This is a genomic window from Psychrobacter sp. Pi2-1 (assembly GCF_904846645.1).
Taxonomy (GTDB): domain Bacteria; phylum Pseudomonadota; class Gammaproteobacteria; order Pseudomonadales; family Moraxellaceae; genus Psychrobacter.
This window is the reverse complement of record NZ_CAJHBO010000013.1, coordinates 56,108-73,302: the sequence shown is the minus strand read 5'-3', so window position 1 is coordinate 73,302 and position 17,195 is coordinate 56,108. Positions and strand designations below refer to the sequence as shown.

Below are 17,195 nucleotides of genomic sequence, written 5' to 3'. Positions count from 1 at the left end.
CCACTGCTTAATGATCAACGCCCCTATAAATAAAGCACCTATAAATAAAACCTCTACAAATGAGACATCTATAAACGAAGCCTCTCAGAGTAGTAGTAATGGCTTTACCGACAAACAGGTACAGCAGGTGTTACTGACATTACTACTCGGCGGTACGGTCGTCAGCTTTAGTAATAGCGCGCTCAATCCAGCAATTCCTATATTTATGTCGGCGTTTGATATCGATATCGTGATGGGGGGCTGGGTGTTAAATGCTTATGTCTTGGCCATGAGTGTAGGGCTAATGCTGAGTGGCTACTTAAACAAAAAGTTTCCGTTTAAGCATGTTTATTTGGCGGCAATTTTTGGATTTATGCTGGGCTCAGTCATTGGCATGCTGGCGTCTAGCATGAGCTTTGTCATCATTGCCAGAGCCATACAAGGACTGAGTGGCGGTCTGATTATCCCGCTGTCTATTGGTATGCTATATCAGATTTATCCGCAGCAACAGCACGGCAGAGTAATGGCGCTATGGGGCATTGTCATTATGATGTCGTTGGCGTTTGGCCCTTTGGTCGGTGCTTACTTGGTTGAGCAGTTTGCGTGGTGGACACTGTTTGCCATTACCTTGCCACTCAGTGTGGCAGTCATGGCGATGGTATGGCGATTAATACCTGACATACGCTCACATGATAAAAAAAGCCCTTTCGATACCATTGGGTTTGTCAGTTTGCTTATTTGGCTATTGACCATGATGGTTTGGCTGAGTACGCTAAAGATAGACTTTACTAGTGGATTATTCAGCAGTGACGGATTATTAAAGATAGCCACGTTGGGTTTATTGTCTGTCGGATTTTTACTGTCTGCATTGGTTTGGTGGTCATATGAGCAGCGGCAGAAACATCCATTATTAAACGTGCGCTTGTTTAACAATAAAACCTATTTGCACAGTAATATTATCAGCATTACCCAAACAGTCGGTTTGATGCTGTGCCTCTTGTTATTGCCCGTGTTGATACAAGACGTGATGGGCGAGAGTGCTTTATGGACAGGTGTTGTCCTGATGGTCGCGACGTTCGTGGCTAGTATCACCACGCATTACGCTGGCAAGATGGTAGATAAGCAAGGTGCCCGAGGGATTGGCATCGTAGGAATTGCGATTAGTGCGCTGTCTACCTTGATGCTGGCATGGTGCTTGTATCAGCCCACACTTTGGCTATTAATGCTAATTATGAGTGTGCGAGGTATTGGGGTAGGTTTGGCTTACCTACCAACCACAACGGTAGGGTTTAGCAGCTTACCCAAACACGCGGTCACTGAGGGAGCCGCCCTTAATAACATCAGTCGCCGCATCATCTCTACTATATTTATCACGCTGTCCACCCTTTATATAGACAGTCGAAGTGCGCAGTTATTAGCAGCAGGTAGTAGTGACGGCATGGCAAGCGCGATCCAAGAAATACTGGTGGTCATCGCGGTGATTTTATTATTCACAATTCCTTCAGCGTGCAAACTACCACGATCCCCATAAACAAATACCCCGTATCGGGGTTTACTTTAACTTATCAAGACGGAAATATTATTGATTTTTGGCATCAGACATTAATCGCCGCAGAGCAGTGGGCATCATTAATCAATTGTCCTTTTCACCCACTGGCTAAAAGTAAATTGAGTTTTCCTCTATTTGCGCAGGGTATCAGCGCTGTGACCACATTCAAGAGCACTCAAGCACAAGGCACGCTGGCGTCCGATATTGCCTATCGCTTCGGTGAGCAGGCAACGACGATTCGTTCAGGCGATATTGCCATTATGGATAGTGATGATGTATTTATATTATCTGTTGATGTAGCATAGCAGCTATTATCAGGTCGTCAAAATGAATATAGAGAGGATGAGATGGAACTCCAACGTTTCTTCAATGTCTATCGTAACAATGAGCTAGATAAATTATTCAATGACTAATGAAATTATCAAAGATTAAATAGCAAACTATACCTGTGAAAACAACACAAATAAACGCTGCTAACAAGATATTAATACATATGGAAATAAAAACGATTATCATTTACAATGCTCTTCACAAAGTTAGTACACACAGTATTATTAGCTAAATATTACTCATATCACTGTTTATTTATTCAACTAAGTAAAATAACCTAAGTGAAAAAATTATGAAAAGCCATCATCAAGTTGCTCTATCTGTTCTTACCCTTTGTATTAGTCAGCAATTATATGCACAAACCGACAATGCAGTAGACGTTTCATTAAATGCGCAGGTTTCAGCGGAACTGGCTTCAAGTACAGTGTCTAATGAGACGCCTAATGTGACTTTAGACACTATCAATGTTACTGCTAAAGCTAGAACGGGCACGGCACTGGCACAGAAAATTAGTGAGATGCCAGCAGTCACCCAAGTAATTACTGAAAATGAGATTCAGATGCAGGCAACGGGTGACCGTACCACTGGTGATATCTTGGCACAATTGATACCGAGTCTGGGTGCCAGTAGTGGCTCAACCAGTAACTATGGTACGACCATGCACGGTCGCCCTGTACAGTTCTTGTTGAATGGTGTGCCTTTAAGCAGCTCGCGTAGTCTTTCACGCGAGCTCAATAGTATCGATCCTGCGCAGCTTGAGCGGGTAGAGGTGCTTTCAGGTGCTACCAGTATCTACGGTGCTGGTGCAGCAGGTGGCCTAATTAACCTTGTGACCAAATCTTTAGTAGGGTATGGCCCTATCAGACAAACTAGAGTCGGTGTCAGTAGCAGTCGTAATTTTGAGTCAGACTCATTGGGTTATCACGTAGGGCAAACATTAGGATATGGCGGCGAGCAAGTGTATGGTCGTCTAGATGTTGATTATGATAATAAAGGCGGCAAGTTTGATAGCAAAGGCAATCGAATCAGCCCAGATGTCAACCAAACGGACCAACAAGATACCGAATCGCTAAGTGTGAATGGTAGCTTGGGTGTAGAGCTCACTGACAGCCAGCGTCTTGATCTTGCAGTGACTTACTACAAAGATGAGCAAGACACCGACTATGGCCCAGATTATGGTGATGGTTTGGCAGTGTTATTTGGCGCAAAACCTTCTTTGAAGGCCATTGATGGTGCCAACGTAGAAAATGAGCCATATACCGAAAAAAGCTCAGTAAATTTGAGCTATAACGACGATGATTTTGTAGGCTCAGGGTCTAGCCTAAGCTTGACGGGTTACTACCGAGATGAGAAAGGCCGTTTTTACCCTTCTGGTAAAACTGCAGGAGACCAAGCGACTGAAGTATGGCAAAACAATGGCCTAACTGATACAGCCACACTGAAGAAACTGGCAAGTGCTGCAACATTTGTCACTCAATCAGAAGCTGATATCGAAGTAATGGGCTTACGTGCCGCCATGCAAACCGAGACGGAAGTCGCAGGCAAAAAGACACTGTTTAGCTACGGTGCTGATTTCGAGCGCGAAAACAGTGAGCAAACTTACTACGGTCAAGATCTAAATACGTTTCTTGCTAGTAATGGCTTAAGTGCCCAAACAAATGGGCTTACTTATAATGGTGGACCAGATACTACCATCGATAAATGGGGCGCTTTTGTCAATGCAGATGTAGATATAACTGACAAGTGGCATACCAGTGCTGGTGTGCGTTACCAAAAGCTAAAATCTGAGACTGATACCTTTACGCCCATCTATGAGCAACTGCTTGAAGAGTATTTTAATAGTTCTGCTATCAGTGGAACAAGTGCAGCTTACGGCATTGACTATCAAGCTGGCAACGTAGAAAAAGGTAGCACAGATCACGACAAAACCTTGTTTAATCTCGGTACTAGCTATCAGATAACACCGAATGATCAAGTTTTTGCTAATTTTTCACAAGGGTTTACGACAGCCGATATTCAACGGGCGCTACGTGATGTACGTGCCGGTTTCGTGGTTAATTCAGACAATGTACAACCGATTACAACCAATAACTACGAGTTTGGTTGGCAAGGCAAGCACGGTGATACAGCGGCACGCTTGAGTGGTTTTTATAACGAATCAGATAAGGTGGTGCGCCTTACTGATACCGTAGAAGTCATCGATACTGATGAGCGTGTCTATGGGGTGGAAGGCTCGCTTAGTCACGATATTAATGATAAGTGGCAAGTGGGCGGTAGTGTAGCTTATACCCGTGGTCAATATGACTATAATGGTGATTGGTTGGAGCTGGATGCTGTACGCCTAACACCACTAAAAGGCACCGCATTTGCCCAGTACCAATTTGATGAAGGCAGCAACATACGTCTGCAAGCATTGGCCATCGGCGGTGATGATAGAGCTTTTAAAGATCAACAACAAGACCCTAATTCTAGGGAATTTGTACAGCCAGTTACAGGCTACATGACTCTCGATGTATTGGGCCAAGTGAACATGCCAGTCGGCCGAGTAGGTTACGGGGTTTATAACTTGCTTAATAAAGACTATCTAACGGTCTATCATCAAACCACGTTTACGTCTAATGACTTGAACCGATTACCTGCATCAGGCACGACTTATGGCTTAAGCTATACCGTTGATTACTAAAAAGCGCCACGCATTAAAAAACCCTTCAGGCTATGAAAATTTAGCGTGAAGGGTTTTTTTTATGCTCATAATTCTCTAAATCATTTATCTGCTCCAAGAGTATTTGCTAGCGTTTCCAACTTTACGCTTTATCAGATGCAAAAATTATTTTTTGGCATTTTATGATTGACTTATAGCGTATCAATGCTAATCTAACCTCTCTTTGGGGAGTAGCCTGCTTTCGTACTGCGAAAGCGTTCGTATCAACATACTTGGCCACATGCCATGGTGCGAACACCTCTCGGTTGGCGAGACCATCGATATATCTACACTGCAGGTCGGGGGTGTGGCTATGTCGTGGACTCTATACTCGACCAGAGAAAATCACATGAATCCTATCGCACTTCTATTACTTGCTTTTTCTATGTCCACGGATGCCTTTTCTGTAGCAATCAGTAAAGGCGCAAGTCTTAAAAACCCTCGTTTTACCGAAGCTTTCAGAATGGGTGTTATTTTTGGCACCATTGAAGCGATCACGCCTATTATTGGTTGGTTAATTGGTCACTCTGCTACATCTTTTATAGATGCGTCTTTTATTGAGGCATGGGATCATTGGGTCGCGTTTGTCATACTTTTTGCGCTTGGTCTGCACATGCTATATGAGGGAATGAAGCCAAGTGATGAAACGGCAGAAGCACCGTCGAGACATTCTTTTTTCAAACTTGCTTTGACTGCATTTGGTACCAGCATCGATGCCATGGCTGTCGGTGTGAGCCTAGCATTTGTAAAGGTTAATATTTTACTGGCGGCAGGTCTTATTGGCTTGGCCACCACAGTAATGGTCACGCTAGGGGTGATGTTAGGAAAAGTATTGGGCTCCTTAATCGGTCATAGAGCTGAAATATTTGGTGGTGTGATGCTAATTGCCATCGGTGCATGGATTTTATTAAGCCATCTTCAATAATTATATAAAACTGTCTACTACGAACAGATAGTCATTACGTGTATAAATTTATTACTGACTTGTAAGGGCAAAGCACTTGTTTACCTAAGAAAAGCCTATCTATATTAATAGTTAGGCTTTTTGGGTCTAAAACTAGCACATTACGCTGTAGCGGCTCGCAAGAGGTCTGAAAAAAATCAGCACTACAAAACCATCAATAATTATCCGTTGTCAGCGAAGAGGCTTGAATAAAGTGCCTATATCTATGCTTACACACATAGTTGTTATTTACTAAAAAAACAGCAGACAATAAAAAAGACCTCCAATCTCTTGAAGGTCTTTTTTATTAATACTTAAATTTGGTGGGCCCAGTAGGACTTGAACCTACGACCAAAGGATTATGAGTCCTCTGCTCTAACCAACTGAGCTATGGGCCCTAACGTTAGACGCACAATGATACCTGATTTTTTTAATTTTTCAAGTAAAAGATAGGCAGTAATCAAGATATTTTTTATTGAGCAGTATTTTCGTATTACAGGTGACCACCAGCTATGGTTAGACTACGGCCTCCATCCACGGTGATAATCTCTCCTGTGACATAATTTGCCTGCACAAGATACAGTACGCTATGAGCAATCTCATCAGGTTGCCCTATTCGCCGCATAGGGATAGCATCGATGATACTTTGTTGTTGCTCATTATCAATAGCTTGGTCGCTAGTAGGGTCAGGCAAAATGTTGACTCCAGGTGCCACCCCATTGACCCGTACTTCTGGCGCCATCTCTATCGCTAGCGACTGTACCATCATTCGATGCGCAGCCTTTGCCATGTTATAGACAGTATAGTTGTTAAACGGTCTATCATGCGCGTGTATGTCCAATAAACTGATAATACAGCCTTGTTGCTGCTTTAGATAAGGCAGTAGGGCTTGGCTTAGTAATAAAGGGGCCTTGGCATTGGTCAAAAGCAACTCATCCCACTGTGCATGATTGATACTACCGAGTGGGCTAGGATAAAACCGCGAAGCATTATGCACCAGTACATCAAGCTGTCCAAACGCCTCTACGATATTTTTAACAAAGCTGTCTAAAGCCATCCCATCGTTGACTATCGTTAAATCAGCAACGATAACTTTTGCACTATTAGCACGGATGTTGTTCAGATAGTCAGCCAAGTCATTAGCGTCTTGTTCACTACGATGACAATGAATAATGACGCGGTAACCTTGCCTATGAGCCGCTTTAACAATAGCCGCCCCAATGCGCCTAGCACTACCTGTGACAAGCATCACTGGCGCTTGGTTATTTATATTTTCTGCTTGGTAGGCATTAAGTTCTTGGTCCATAGCAATACTACTTTTTTCTCTAGTGCGCTTGTCTATATCATTGTTGCGCTTGCAAGTGTTCAATCCTGCTTTGGCGTAAGGCTGTACCAATAGCGGGGCCTTTAAGGTCTGGCGCAATGTCAGTCATGCTGACAGCGTGAAAGCTATTTAGTGTTAGCATCATTTGGCGATGCTGTGTTGCTAGCTGTAACACATGACTGCACACTAGCAGTTGAGAGAGCTTATCAGGCTCCTTATGCGCACCGCAGGCTTGGATTAGGTCGATTTTTTCAGCCGAATTTAGACTTTTTATTGTGCTTAGTTTTTCAGCTTGCTGAGCGAATAAAGTCGCGAACTGAGTATGTGCTTTTGGGACTTTGGCTTTATTACCGATAGCGTTAATATTTTTTATGGCGGTTGATACGGTAGAGGTAGACTCAGAGTTTTCGCTATTAAATAACGATGAAGACAGGCTAGTCATTAGTAGCGCCCAACGCTGTGATAAATTTAAATGCATCTGTCCTGCAAAGTATAACGCTGTCTGCACTGCTTCTCTTATTTGGACATTGTCCCAAGCGTGATGCAAAGGCGCGAAATACTCTGTGAGTGCACCAATTTCAAACAGTTTTTGCCAATAGACTTGCGGTGATAGCTGCATAGTCGCACGGCTCGATTCTTGCCAAATACGTTCGGCGCTCAAGTGAGCCAGCTCTCCTGTATCAACCAATTGACGCATCAGCGTTAAAGTGTCATCCGCGATGGCAAATCCCAAATCGTAGTAACGGCTATAGAAGCGCACCGTTCGAAGCACACGTAATGGGTCTTCACTAAAAGCACTGGACACATGACGCAATGTCTTACTTTTTAAGTCTTGCAGTCCGCCATAGTAGTCGATGACTTGTCCATTAATCGGGGTATCATCGGTTAAGCTGGTAACTTCGATTGCCATCGCGTTGATGGTTAAATCACGACGGCGCAAATCATCCTCTAGACTAATATCAGGGCTGGCATGTACGCTAAAACCTTTGTAGCCTGAGCCTTGCTTGCGCTCTGTACGTGCCAACGCATACTCTTCATGACTGGTCGGATGCAAAAACACAGGAAAGTCAGCGCCCACTTGTTGAAACCCAGCATCAATCATCTCTGTAACAGTAGCGCCAACGACGACAAAGTCCTTGTCCTTGATAGGACGCTTAAGCAGTCGATCGCGTACAGCGCCGCCCACAAGGTAAATTTGCATAAAAGCCTCTTATTATTATTGAGCTTTATATCACTAGCCCAATTTCTATAAATCAAAAAAACAGCCAATGCTTTATAAGTTGCATTGACTGGTTTTAGTATAGCAGAAGGGCTCTGTCAATGGATGACAGAGCCCTTCTTAATATGGTCAATCCTTTATAAATTGGGTAGGGTGTCAGCCTCGCTCAGTCTACTATTTGTAGTACTTTCACTCGGCTTCCTTGCATCCAAATTAACTTGAACCGACTACAGTGCATTCATACTGGGTATGATATATGACTATTTTTCGTTTTCTAGGTCTTGCGCTTCAGTGACGGTCAATGCAGTCATATTGACGATACCACGTGCTGTCGCTGATGGCGTCAAAATGTGTACCGGCTTATTAGTACCTAATAGGATAGGGCCAATAGAAGCACTGCCAGTCGCTGTTTTAAGCAGGTTGAAAGCGATGTTTGAGGCATCAAGGGTTGGCAAGATAAGCAGGTTCGCTGCACCTTTCAATGGGCTTGATGGCATATCGTTTAGACGAATATTTTCGTTAAGCGCGGCATCACCTTGCATTTCGCCTTCAAACTCAAAGTCGACGTTCATATTGGTCAATAGCTCATGAACCTTACGCATTTTGACAGCGCTGGCACGATCTGAAGCACCAAAATTAGAATGAGACACTAGCGCGACGCGTGGCGTGATACCAAAGCGACGTAACTGATCCGTTGCCAGGACAGTCATTTCAGCCAATTGTTCAGCCGTTGGGTCTTCATGGACATAGGTATCGGCGATAAAGATATTACGATCTTGCATGAGTACCGCATTCATTGCATAGAAGTCGTTCATACCTTGTTTTTTGCCAATGACGCTTTCAACGTATTTTAGATGCAATTGGTAATGGCCAAAGGTACCACATACCATGCCATCTGCTGCACCGTTTTCGACCAGCAAAGAACCAATCAAAGTCGTCTTACGGCGAACATCACGACGCGCAAGCTCAATGCTTACACCGCGGCGTTTGTTCTTCTCGTAGTAGCCCTGCCAGTAGTCTTTGTAGCGAGGATCATCATCAACGTTGACGATGGTAATGTTCTCGCCAGCTTTTAGACGTAGGCCTAGCTTTTTGATATTGGCTTCGATAACTGAAGGGCGACCAACCAAGATAGGTTGTGCTAGCTTCTCATCAACGACGACTTGCACAGCAAGCAAGATGTTGTTGTCTTCACCTTCACAGTACACAATACGTTTTGGATCGGCTTTAGCACGAGCAAAGATTGGCTTCATCACAAACGCAGAGTTATAAACAAACTCAGACAGACGCTGACGATAGGCTTGCATGTCATCGATAGGTAGCGTGGCAACGCCTGAATCCATCGCTGCTTTGGCCACAGCTGATGCGATTTCAATGATTAGATTTGGCTCTAGAGGGCCTGGAATTAAGTAGTCACGACCAAAGCTCTGCATCTTTTCGATGTTTCTAGCGCTAGTAGTTGGAGTAGCTTCAACGTGTGCCATCGCAGCGATTGCTTTTACGCAGGCAACTTTCATCTCTTCGTTAACAGTGGTTGCACCAACATCCAATGCGCCGCGGAAGATATACGGGAAACATAGCGCGTTGTTTACTTGGTTTGGATAGTCTGAACGACCAGTTGCCATGATGACGTCTGGACGTACCGCATGGGCCAATTCTGGCATGATTTCAGGTGTTGGGTTGGCAAGTGCAAAGACGATAGGGTCTTTTGCCATACGGCGAACCATATCTTCTGATAGTGTACCTGGCATTGATAAGCCTAGGAACATATCGACATCGTCCATGACTTCTTCGATAGAAGTAGCCGTGATATCACGAGCATAACGCTGTTTGGTTTCATCAAGGTTTTCACGGCTAGTACTGATGATACCGCGTGAATCTGAAACAATAATGTTGTTCTTATTAACGCCAAGTGCGCAGATGATATCTAGGCAAGAAATGGCTGCTGCGCCTGCGCCTGAACAAACAATTTTAATCTCTTCGATTTTTTTGCCAGTAATCAACAAAGCATTTAGCATGGCTGCAGCAACAATGATTGACGTCCCATGTTGATCATCATGGAACACAGGAATGTTCATGCGCTCACGTAATACGCGCTCGATTTTGAAACATTCTGGTGCTTTGATGTCTTCTAAGTTGATACCACCAAAGGTAGGCTCAAGCGAGGCAACCGCTTCGATAAATTTGTCTGGATCATTTTGAGCAATTTCAATATCAAAAACGTCGATACCTGCGAACTTCTTAAATAGAACGCCTTTACCTTCCATAACTGGCTTCGATGCCAATGGACCGATATTACCTAGACCCAATACAGCAGTACCGTTAGTGATAACACCAACTAGGTTGTTACGTGCCGTGTATTTGGACGCAAGTTTTGGATCTCTTTGGATCTCAAGACAAGGTACAGCAACGCCTGGAGAGTAGGCGAGTGCTAAATCACGTTGGTTGGCTAGCTGCTTAGTAGGAGTTACCGAAATTTTACCTGGGCGTGGAAACTCATGGTAATGTAAGGCAGCTTGTTCAAACTGCTCTTTTTCTGTACTGAGGTTATCCGTATTCGAAGTGGTATCGTCATTCATAATAATTGCCATGGTTGGAATAAATTGGAATAAATTAAATGGTGATAAAAAACAACGTCTAACCCTCCAAAAATCATTGAATGATAATAACTGAAAGGGTTAAAAACGTTAAACGACTCACGACCATCAGAATCATGGTCGACGATCAAAGATCAGGTCAAAAAAGCAAACTAGCTAAAATATTCATTCTAGCATTATTGCCAATTCACTGCCTAGTCAACAACGGTGAATTGTGCGAATAATATAATAAAATGATATTCGTTATTTATCTCGTTGATAATGCCAAAAAATGCGTCTAAATATCAACCTTAATTTCATAATATTTCAAAATATTACAGAATTGAAAGGTGTTAAGACGGGCAACTACTAAGATGAGCAGCTACTAAGACGAGCAACTAATAGGCACTTGCGGTGTATCCGGTGCAGGCGCACTGCTATCTAAATCATTAGCGATATCTTGCACGCTATAAGGATTGGCTAATAAGCGAAACACTCGATCAACTTCTTCAAACTGACCTTGGTCTGCGGCAGTAATTGCACGCTGCGCCATGCTATTACGAAGGACATAAACAGGATTGTTGGTCTGCATGTCGTTGACTGCCTGCTCAAGTGGTAGCTGCTCAATCTGTGCCAGATAACGTGCTGACCAGTCTTGCCATACTTGTTGCGCATCGCTGCTTAATTCAGTGGTCATAGTAGCCAACAGCTTTTGCTCATAAGGATGATCTGCTGGTGCGACCAAACCGAGTAGGGCGCGAAAGCTATTGGTATAGTCGAGCAAGTTGTCTTCTAATAGCGTCAACCATTCAAAGGCCAAGCCGAGGCTTTCTCTTTGATGCGGTAAGCCAAGCTTACGGCACAGACCTTGCTGATAGTGCTGCATAAAGGTTGCTTCATAAGGCGCTAAACAATCAGCGAGCGTCTCACGTGTAACGCCTTCTAAGCGCATAAAGTGTGGCAGCCAAACGTTTAGGTTCCAATGTCCGATAGCAGGTTGATTCTGATAAGCATAACGACCCGTATGGTCTGAGTGATTATTAATCCATGCAGGATTGAAGCGCTCCATAAACCCAAAAGGTCCAAAATCCAAGGTGCTGCCCGTAATAGATAAGTTGTCTGTATTCATCACGCCATGCGCAAAACCGATCAATTGCCAGTCAGCAATCATGCGCGCTGTACGCTCAACCACTGCGGTCAAGAAAGCTAAGACAGGTGTTTCGCTATCGCGGCACTCTGGATAGTAAGTATCAATCATATAGTCAGTGAACTCACCCAGTACATCAGGGGCGAAGCTGGCAATCCATTCGACATGACCAAGACGAATATGACTGTCCGCCACACGCATCAACGCGGCACCTGCTTCGATACGCTCACGGCGCACTCTCGTATCAGATACCACAAATCCCAAAGCGTTAGATGAGGGGATGTCAAGCTGGGTCAATGCATGACCACACAGGTACTCGCGAATGGTACTGCGTAAGACTGCGCGCCCATCACCCATACGTGAATAGGGCGTCAGGCCAGCGCCTTTGAGGTGCAAGTCTTGTGGCTGTCCATCATTATCGAGTACCTGCGCCATGAGTAAACCGCGCCCATCACCCAATTGCCCAGCCCACTGTCCAAACTGGTGACCAGCATAGGCCATCGATAGTGGTTTGAAATCAGCTGGCACGTATTGACCGCCCAATATCTCAACCCAGTTAGTCATCAAGTCCTCGTCGTTTGTCCAGCCTAACTGCTTAGCAACTTGAGTGTTGAAGTGACCGACACGAGGATTGTCTAGTGGCGTCGGTGGCTGCTCATGATAAAGGCGCGTGTCTAGGTTGACGTAAGTGTTTTGATAACGCATACAGGCCGTTTCCATTAAAATATAAAAGTGAGAATGTCACTATAGCATAGCTCTCATATGTCATCGTTGCACTCTGTCCGTCTCTTGTAATATCTGGACAAAAAATAAATTTTTCGGTCTTTAATTAACTGAATATGATGGATGAGATGGTTATTGTTTTTGGATTAGAGAAAGCAATGGTTCAGCCAATGTATTTGACCATTTATTATGATAATAAAATCATTAGAAGTAGCTGTAATGACATAATCGATAAAGTATAAGCAAAAAAATCCCCCTATCTAGGACGGATAGGGGGATGGAGAAGCTTCAAAATTATAAAATAAATCAGAGGTTAATTAAGCCGCTTTTTCGTTCGCGCCAATAGAGCGGAAAGCAGTTTTTAGATTGCTGTTATGCTCAAGGATTTTTTGTTCGATTTTGGCATAATCATGCTTTAGCTTATCATCAACTTCACGTAAGCGATCAGCACATTCTATTTTTTTCATTTCAATAGTTTGAGCTTTCAGTGATTGCCATTCTTCGACAGTTTGTTTAAATGCATCGTATTCAAACTTAATGCGGTCTTGGAAGCTCTTCATCGCATGAGGAAGATCAAGCCCAGTGCTTGTGGCTGTATCGATCTGCTGTTGTGCTGCTTTGAACTGCATTTGCACTTCGGCATGCTTAATAGTCGTATCATCAACAGTACGCAAATCCGTCGTTAAACCGATTTTTGATAAACCAGCAATCAACCATTTTGTTGGATCATATTGCCACCATTTCACGCCATTACGATAATCATACTGGAAGAAATGATGATAGTTATGATAACCCTCGCCCCACGTAAAGATAGCTAAGAAAAAGTTATCACGAGCACTATTAGTATCCGTATAAGGACGGCTACCAAACATATGACACAATGAGTTAATGAAGAAAGTAAAGTGATGCGTCAATACCAAGCGCAGCAAACCTGCCAACACAAGCGTGCCCCAAACATCACCCAACAACCAACCAAGAGCCGCAACCAGACCTACATTCGTGACCAATACCCATAGGCCGTAGTATTTATGCTGAATCTGTAAGACTCTGTCTTTGGTCAAATCAGGAATGTTTTTATAATCAAATTTACCGCTAGGGTAGTTGCGTAGCATCCAACCAATATGGCTGAACCAAAAACCACGCTGTGCTGAATATGGATCGTCCAAACGATCATCTACATGACGATGGTGAGTACGATGTCCAGAAACCCAATCAAACGCTGAGCCTTGTACGGCTAAGGTTGAACCTAACAATAAAAAGTTTTTGACAATAGGGTGCGCTTTGTAAGCACGGTGCGATAGCAGACGATGGTAACCCGCCGTGATACTGATACCTGTCCATACCATAAAGGCACCAAACACACCCCAAACAGGAGCGCTAACTTCATGAGTCCATAGATACCATGGCGTAATCACAGCAGCAGCAATTGGCGTCGCTACTAAAATAGCCGCTGGAATCCAGTTAATTGGTGCTTTGGTAAATTCAAACTCACGCATATCAATGCTTTGCTCTTGCGCAGAAAGATCCGCTTGCTCAGAAGCTTTCGCATAATTGCGTTTTGCAACAGGCTGCTCATCAAGCGCCATTTGCGCTTTTTTCTCATCGAAACGAGTTTTAAAACGCGTTACTTGAGTGCTGGCGGTCTTTACAAGCGTATCACCAGATTTGATAGCGAAACGTAAGCCTTTAAGCGGTAAGCCAAGTGCTTTTTTTGCAATCATATAATATCCCTAACGGTATTAATTTAAGCCACCATAGTACCTTAAAAATCGTGTAAAGTGAACACTTATACACTATAAAAATATTGCTAAATAACAATAACTTGTATGGATTATAGAATGTATTGGTCAAAAATACGAGTGACTTATCAGACATGAAGGAGAAGTGTAACAAGGAGGGTATATATGTAGGAAAGAATGCGTTTATCGAAAAAATGATTAAATATCAAAAAAGTACAGATAACTCGGTTAAGGCAGCAGCAAATGACTTGGAAAATCCGTAATGATGACATCGGTCTCCCATTTTATGAGCTGCTCAATGGTGGGAATATCATTAACCGTCCAAGCACTTACGGGTAATCCATAACGGTGGCTATGCTTGATAACAGCTTGGGTTAAAAGCGGATAATGAATACCCAGTTGAATACAACCGAGTTGCAATGCGGTATTGGTAGCGCTTGCCAACGCTTCTGGCGTACGAATAAGCAAGCCGCGAGGCATATGAGATAATAGTTTGTGACGTTGTAAACGGTTGTGTAACTCGACATCGAAGCTCGTCAATACAACTGGTAAGCTGGCAAGAGGTGTATCAATAAATGCCTGCCGAAGCGCTGCAATCAATACTGCATAATTGGTACGGCTATGCGTCTTAATTTCAAGCTCAATAACGTTAAACCCACTAAGTGCAGGTACTATGCTTGCGAGTTTCATAATAGGTTGGCCAAACTGCAACTGGCATTGAATCTCTGTGAGCTTTAACTGATCAATACGTGATTGCCGACCGCACATACGCTCTAGATCGTCATCGTGGAATACAATTAAGTGACCGTCAGCGTTTAGTTGTATATCAAACTCTACGCCTGCTAAGCCTCTTGACTTAAGATTTTGAGAGTACTCAAAACCTGAAAAGGTATTTTCTAACGCCTCACCGCGCGCGCCTCGATGACCTAGTAATAACGTATCTCTAAAATTTATCATATGCACCGATTATTGATGGTTTTTATGCCCAATCATATAGCGTCATATCCATGACGTCTAACAAAAACTGTGATGCAATCTGTACTTTTTTAAATATGACTTCTTAGGGACTAAAACTGACAATGTTTGTTATGTTTTTGCAACCAAACGCAGGTTTTTTCCATAATGAGGGGCACTATTTGTATATCCATGGGCTACACTAATGACCATTTGATTTAAACACCGTATAATGATGTGGTTTTCATATCTGTAGCAGCTAGCGTTGCGATTTGAATGTTGAACACTGTCAGTCAGTAGCGGTACGAACCTGTAAATTGGGAGTAGAGTTAGTATGAGCGTAGCAAATATAAGTTTGAGCAAGTGGCATAAAGTTGCTGGGATTGGATTGGTATGTGGTTTAGCGCTTGCAGGCTGTGATCGCTCAGATAAAGAAGATACTACTGAGCAGGCAGAGCTAACAGAACAAGAGACGGTCGATGCTGAAAATAGTGTTGCGCCTGCGATCAGTTGTGATGATCCTATGGTGCAAGATCGCCTTAAGTCAGCTCTGAAAAATACGCTCAATCAACAAGCACAGTCATTGGCTGCCAACTATGCAAATGATGCTGAAATCAGTTTAGCAAATGGTGTGGTTAGCGAAAAAACCAATGGCGTTGTCATTGATGTCCAAAACGCTGCTATCTTGCAACAAGCCAATGAGAACGGCATGACCACTTGTCAAGCAAGTGTCAGCATGACGCTACCAAGTGAAGACTTGTATCAAGCCAGTCAGGTACAAGCAGCCAATAATCAGCCAAGCTTACAATCACGTTTAGCGCAAGATAATATCCGTATTAATAACAATATGCTTGTTGATGACGCTTTCACTTACATTGTCGGTACTCAAGGCGGTCAAGTGCGTACACGTATTGCGGGTCAGCCTGCTTTGATTACTGTTGTTGCAGATGTAATGGCAGGTTCTGTATTCAAAACTGCAATGGATGAGCAACGCGCCCAACGTGCTGCTGAGCGCCGTGCAACGCAGAACAACGATACGACTCAAACAGCCCCAATCCGTCAGCCACGAACCGTAACGCCAGTTGAGCCAATTCGCCCAACTGAACCTACGCCGCCGCCAACCATCAATAAGCCTGCTGAAAATCAGAGCAGTTCGACTGCAAACACTCAAGCAGCAGCTGCTGAGCCTAGTAAGCCCGCCACACCAAAAGCCGTACCTAAAGATGAAACCATCGATATGGTCATCATTGAAGACAACAGCGCGACTTACTAATTGGTCATTGTAGTAAGAGATAGCGATTTCTAGTAAGCCGAATTGCTATCGCTCAATAATAAAAACCCCGCAACAATCATGTCGCGGGGTTTTTTGTGTTTAAATATTTATTGCTAAATACTTAGTTTGTATTATTGACTGTCAGTGAACGTTTTCAATGCTTGACTGTCCCATAACACCTCAGAGACTTTTTCTGGATCTGTACAGAAGCGTGCAGCGACAAATAACCAATCAGATAAGCGATTGATAAAGCTGACAGCAGTAATACGAATCGCTTGTGGACGCTGCTTTTGCAATATCACAGCTTGACGTTCAGCGCGGCGACATACACTACGCGCCACGTGTAATTGACTCACCAATATAGAACCTGTCGGCAGAATAAAGTCTTTTAGCGGTGGCAATGTGGTATTCATCATATCTATTTGCTGCTCTAACCATTCAATATGAGTGGCATTAACTCCTTCATACTCTGGCATGGCAAGCTCGCCGCCTATATTGAATAACAAGTGCTGAATGATGACCAAGGCTTCAGAGAACTCTTTCTCTATAGATTGCCCTTTATTATGCTTTAGTTGCGCACGTACCAAGCCAATATGCGAGTTGAGCTCGTCGATGTCACCCATGACGCTAAATAGATCGTCCGCTTTGCTAAGGCGGCTGCCATCAGCCATACCAGTGCTGCCGTCATCTCCAGTACGTGTGTATATTTTGCTTAAGCGATTGCCCATCTTTACATCC

The 17,195-nt window shown here is 43.6% G+C and carries 12 protein-coding genes, 1 tRNA gene and 1 riboswitch; of the genes, 5 read left to right on the top strand and 8 right to left on the bottom strand.

Features of this window, described 5'->3' with window-relative positions; genetic code table 11:
* The first annotated feature begins 10 nt into the window (after positions 1-10).
* The 4 genes from JMX91_RS08770 (at position 11) to JMX91_RS08755 (ending at position 5,484) form a co-directional block, all read left to right on the top strand.
* Positions 11-1,510 (top strand): DHA2 family efflux MFS transporter permease subunit, encoded by a 1,500-nt coding sequence (locus JMX91_RS08770; RefSeq protein WP_201548636.1) that lies wholly within the window; start codon positions 11-13, stop codon positions 1,508-1,510.
* A 173-nt stretch (positions 1,511-1,683) separates the two neighbouring features.
* Positions 1,684-1,833: a hypothetical protein gene (locus tag JMX91_RS08765; protein ID WP_201548634.1), complete on the top strand. Its 150-nt coding sequence runs from the start codon at positions 1,684-1,686 to the stop codon at positions 1,831-1,833.
* A 317-nt stretch (positions 1,834-2,150) separates the two neighbouring features.
* Positions 2,151-4,541, top strand: a complete 2,391-nt coding sequence (locus JMX91_RS08760) for a TonB-dependent receptor (RefSeq protein WP_201548632.1) — start codon at positions 2,151-2,153, stop codon at positions 4,539-4,541.
* Between the two features lie 192 nt (positions 4,542-4,733).
* A riboswitch (yybP-ykoY riboswitch) is annotated at positions 4,734-4,901 on the top strand.
* The gene (locus tag JMX91_RS08755) at positions 4,873-5,484 is read left to right on the top strand and encodes a manganese efflux pump MntP family protein (RefSeq protein ID WP_265089180.1); all 612 of its coding nucleotides are present in this window, start codon (positions 4,873-4,875) and stop codon (positions 5,482-5,484) included. (Overlaps the previous riboswitch by 29 nt.)
* A 339-nt stretch (positions 5,485-5,823) precedes the next feature.
* On the opposite strand, the gene JMX91_RS08750 is transcribed toward JMX91_RS08755, so the two are convergent.
* The 7 genes from JMX91_RS08750 to JMX91_RS08720 all read right to left on the bottom strand — a co-directional run bounded on the left by JMX91_RS08750 (position 5,824) and on the right by JMX91_RS08720 (position 15,187).
* A tRNA-Ile gene (locus JMX91_RS08750) sits at positions 5,824-5,900 on the bottom strand.
* Positions 5,901-5,995: 95 nt separating this feature from the next.
* On the bottom strand, positions 5,996-6,808 hold the full coding sequence (locus JMX91_RS08745) for a pteridine reductase (RefSeq protein WP_201548631.1): 813 nt from the start codon (positions 6,806-6,808) through the stop codon (positions 5,996-5,998).
* 37 nt (positions 6,809-6,845) lie between these two features.
* Complete coding sequence (locus tag JMX91_RS08740) at positions 6,846-8,027, bottom strand: tRNA nucleotidyltransferase (RefSeq protein ID WP_201548630.1); 1,182 nt, start codon at positions 8,025-8,027, stop codon at positions 6,846-6,848.
* Between the two features lie 278 nt (positions 8,028-8,305).
* Complete coding sequence (locus JMX91_RS08735; protein WP_160021186.1) at positions 8,306-10,624, bottom strand: NADP-dependent malic enzyme; 2,319 nt, start codon at positions 10,622-10,624, stop codon at positions 8,306-8,308.
* Positions 10,625-11,006: 382 nt separating this feature from the next.
* Entirely contained in the window at positions 11,007-12,473 is a 1,467-nt protein-coding gene (locus JMX91_RS08730) for a protein adenylyltransferase SelO (protein ID WP_201548629.1), read from the bottom strand.
* 335 nt (positions 12,474-12,808) lie between these two features.
* Positions 12,809-13,987 (bottom strand): acyl-CoA desaturase, encoded by a 1,179-nt coding sequence (locus JMX91_RS08725; protein WP_201548656.1) that lies wholly within the window; start codon positions 13,985-13,987, stop codon positions 12,809-12,811.
* Positions 13,988-14,458: 471 nt separating this feature from the next.
* Positions 14,459-15,187, bottom strand: a complete 729-nt coding sequence (locus JMX91_RS08720) for a glycerophosphodiester phosphodiesterase (RefSeq protein WP_201548628.1) — start codon at positions 15,185-15,187, stop codon at positions 14,459-14,461.
* A 331-nt stretch (positions 15,188-15,518) separates the two neighbouring features.
* On the opposite strand from JMX91_RS08720, the gene JMX91_RS08715 reads away from it, so the two are divergent.
* The gene (locus JMX91_RS08715; protein ID WP_201548627.1) at positions 15,519-16,457 is read left to right on the top strand and encodes a hypothetical protein; all 939 of its coding nucleotides are present in this window, start codon (positions 15,519-15,521) and stop codon (positions 16,455-16,457) included.
* 131 nt (positions 16,458-16,588) lie between these two features.
* On the opposite strand, the gene JMX91_RS08710 is transcribed toward JMX91_RS08715, so the two are convergent.
* Entirely contained in the window at positions 16,589-17,185 is a 597-nt protein-coding gene (locus JMX91_RS08710) for a cob(I)yrinic acid a,c-diamide adenosyltransferase (protein WP_201548626.1), read from the bottom strand.
* Between the last annotated feature and the right edge of the window lie 10 nt (positions 17,186-17,195).

Bases quoted from the DNA above. Each gene is read 5' to 3' on its own strand.
- JMX91_RS08725 (WP_201548656.1), bottom strand. From the start codon at position 13,987: ATGCGTGAGTTTGAATTTACCAAAGCACCAATTAACTGGATTCCAGCG.
- JMX91_RS08760 (WP_201548632.1), top strand. From the start codon at position 2,151: ATGAAAAGCCATCATCAAGTTGCTCTATCTGTTCTTACCCTTTGTATT.
- JMX91_RS08710 (WP_201548626.1), bottom strand. From the start codon at position 17,185: ATGGGCAATCGCTTAAGCAAAATATACACACGTACTGGAGATGACGGC.
- JMX91_RS08740 (WP_201548630.1), bottom strand. From the start codon at position 8,027: ATGCAAATTTACCTTGTGGGCGGCGCTGTACGCGATCGACTGCTTAAG.
- JMX91_RS08755 (WP_265089180.1), top strand. From the start codon at position 4,873: ATGTCGTGGACTCTATACTCGACCAGAGAAAATCACATGAATCCTATC.
- JMX91_RS08715 (WP_201548627.1), top strand. From the start codon at position 15,519: ATGAGCGTAGCAAATATAAGTTTGAGCAAGTGGCATAAAGTTGCTGGG.
- JMX91_RS08770 (WP_201548636.1), top strand. From the start codon at position 11: ATGATCAACGCCCCTATAAATAAAGCACCTATAAATAAAACCTCTACA.
- JMX91_RS08720 (WP_201548628.1), bottom strand. From the start codon at position 15,187: ATGATAAATTTTAGAGATACGTTATTACTAGGTCATCGAGGCGCGCGC.
- JMX91_RS08730 (WP_201548629.1), bottom strand. From the start codon at position 12,473: ATGCGTTATCAAAACACTTACGTCAACCTAGACACGCGCCTTTATCAT.
- JMX91_RS08735 (WP_160021186.1), bottom strand. From the start codon at position 10,624: ATGAATGACGATACCACTTCGAATACGGATAACCTCAGTACAGAAAAA.
- JMX91_RS08745 (WP_201548631.1), bottom strand. From the start codon at position 6,808: ATGGACCAAGAACTTAATGCCTACCAAGCAGAAAATATAAATAACCAA.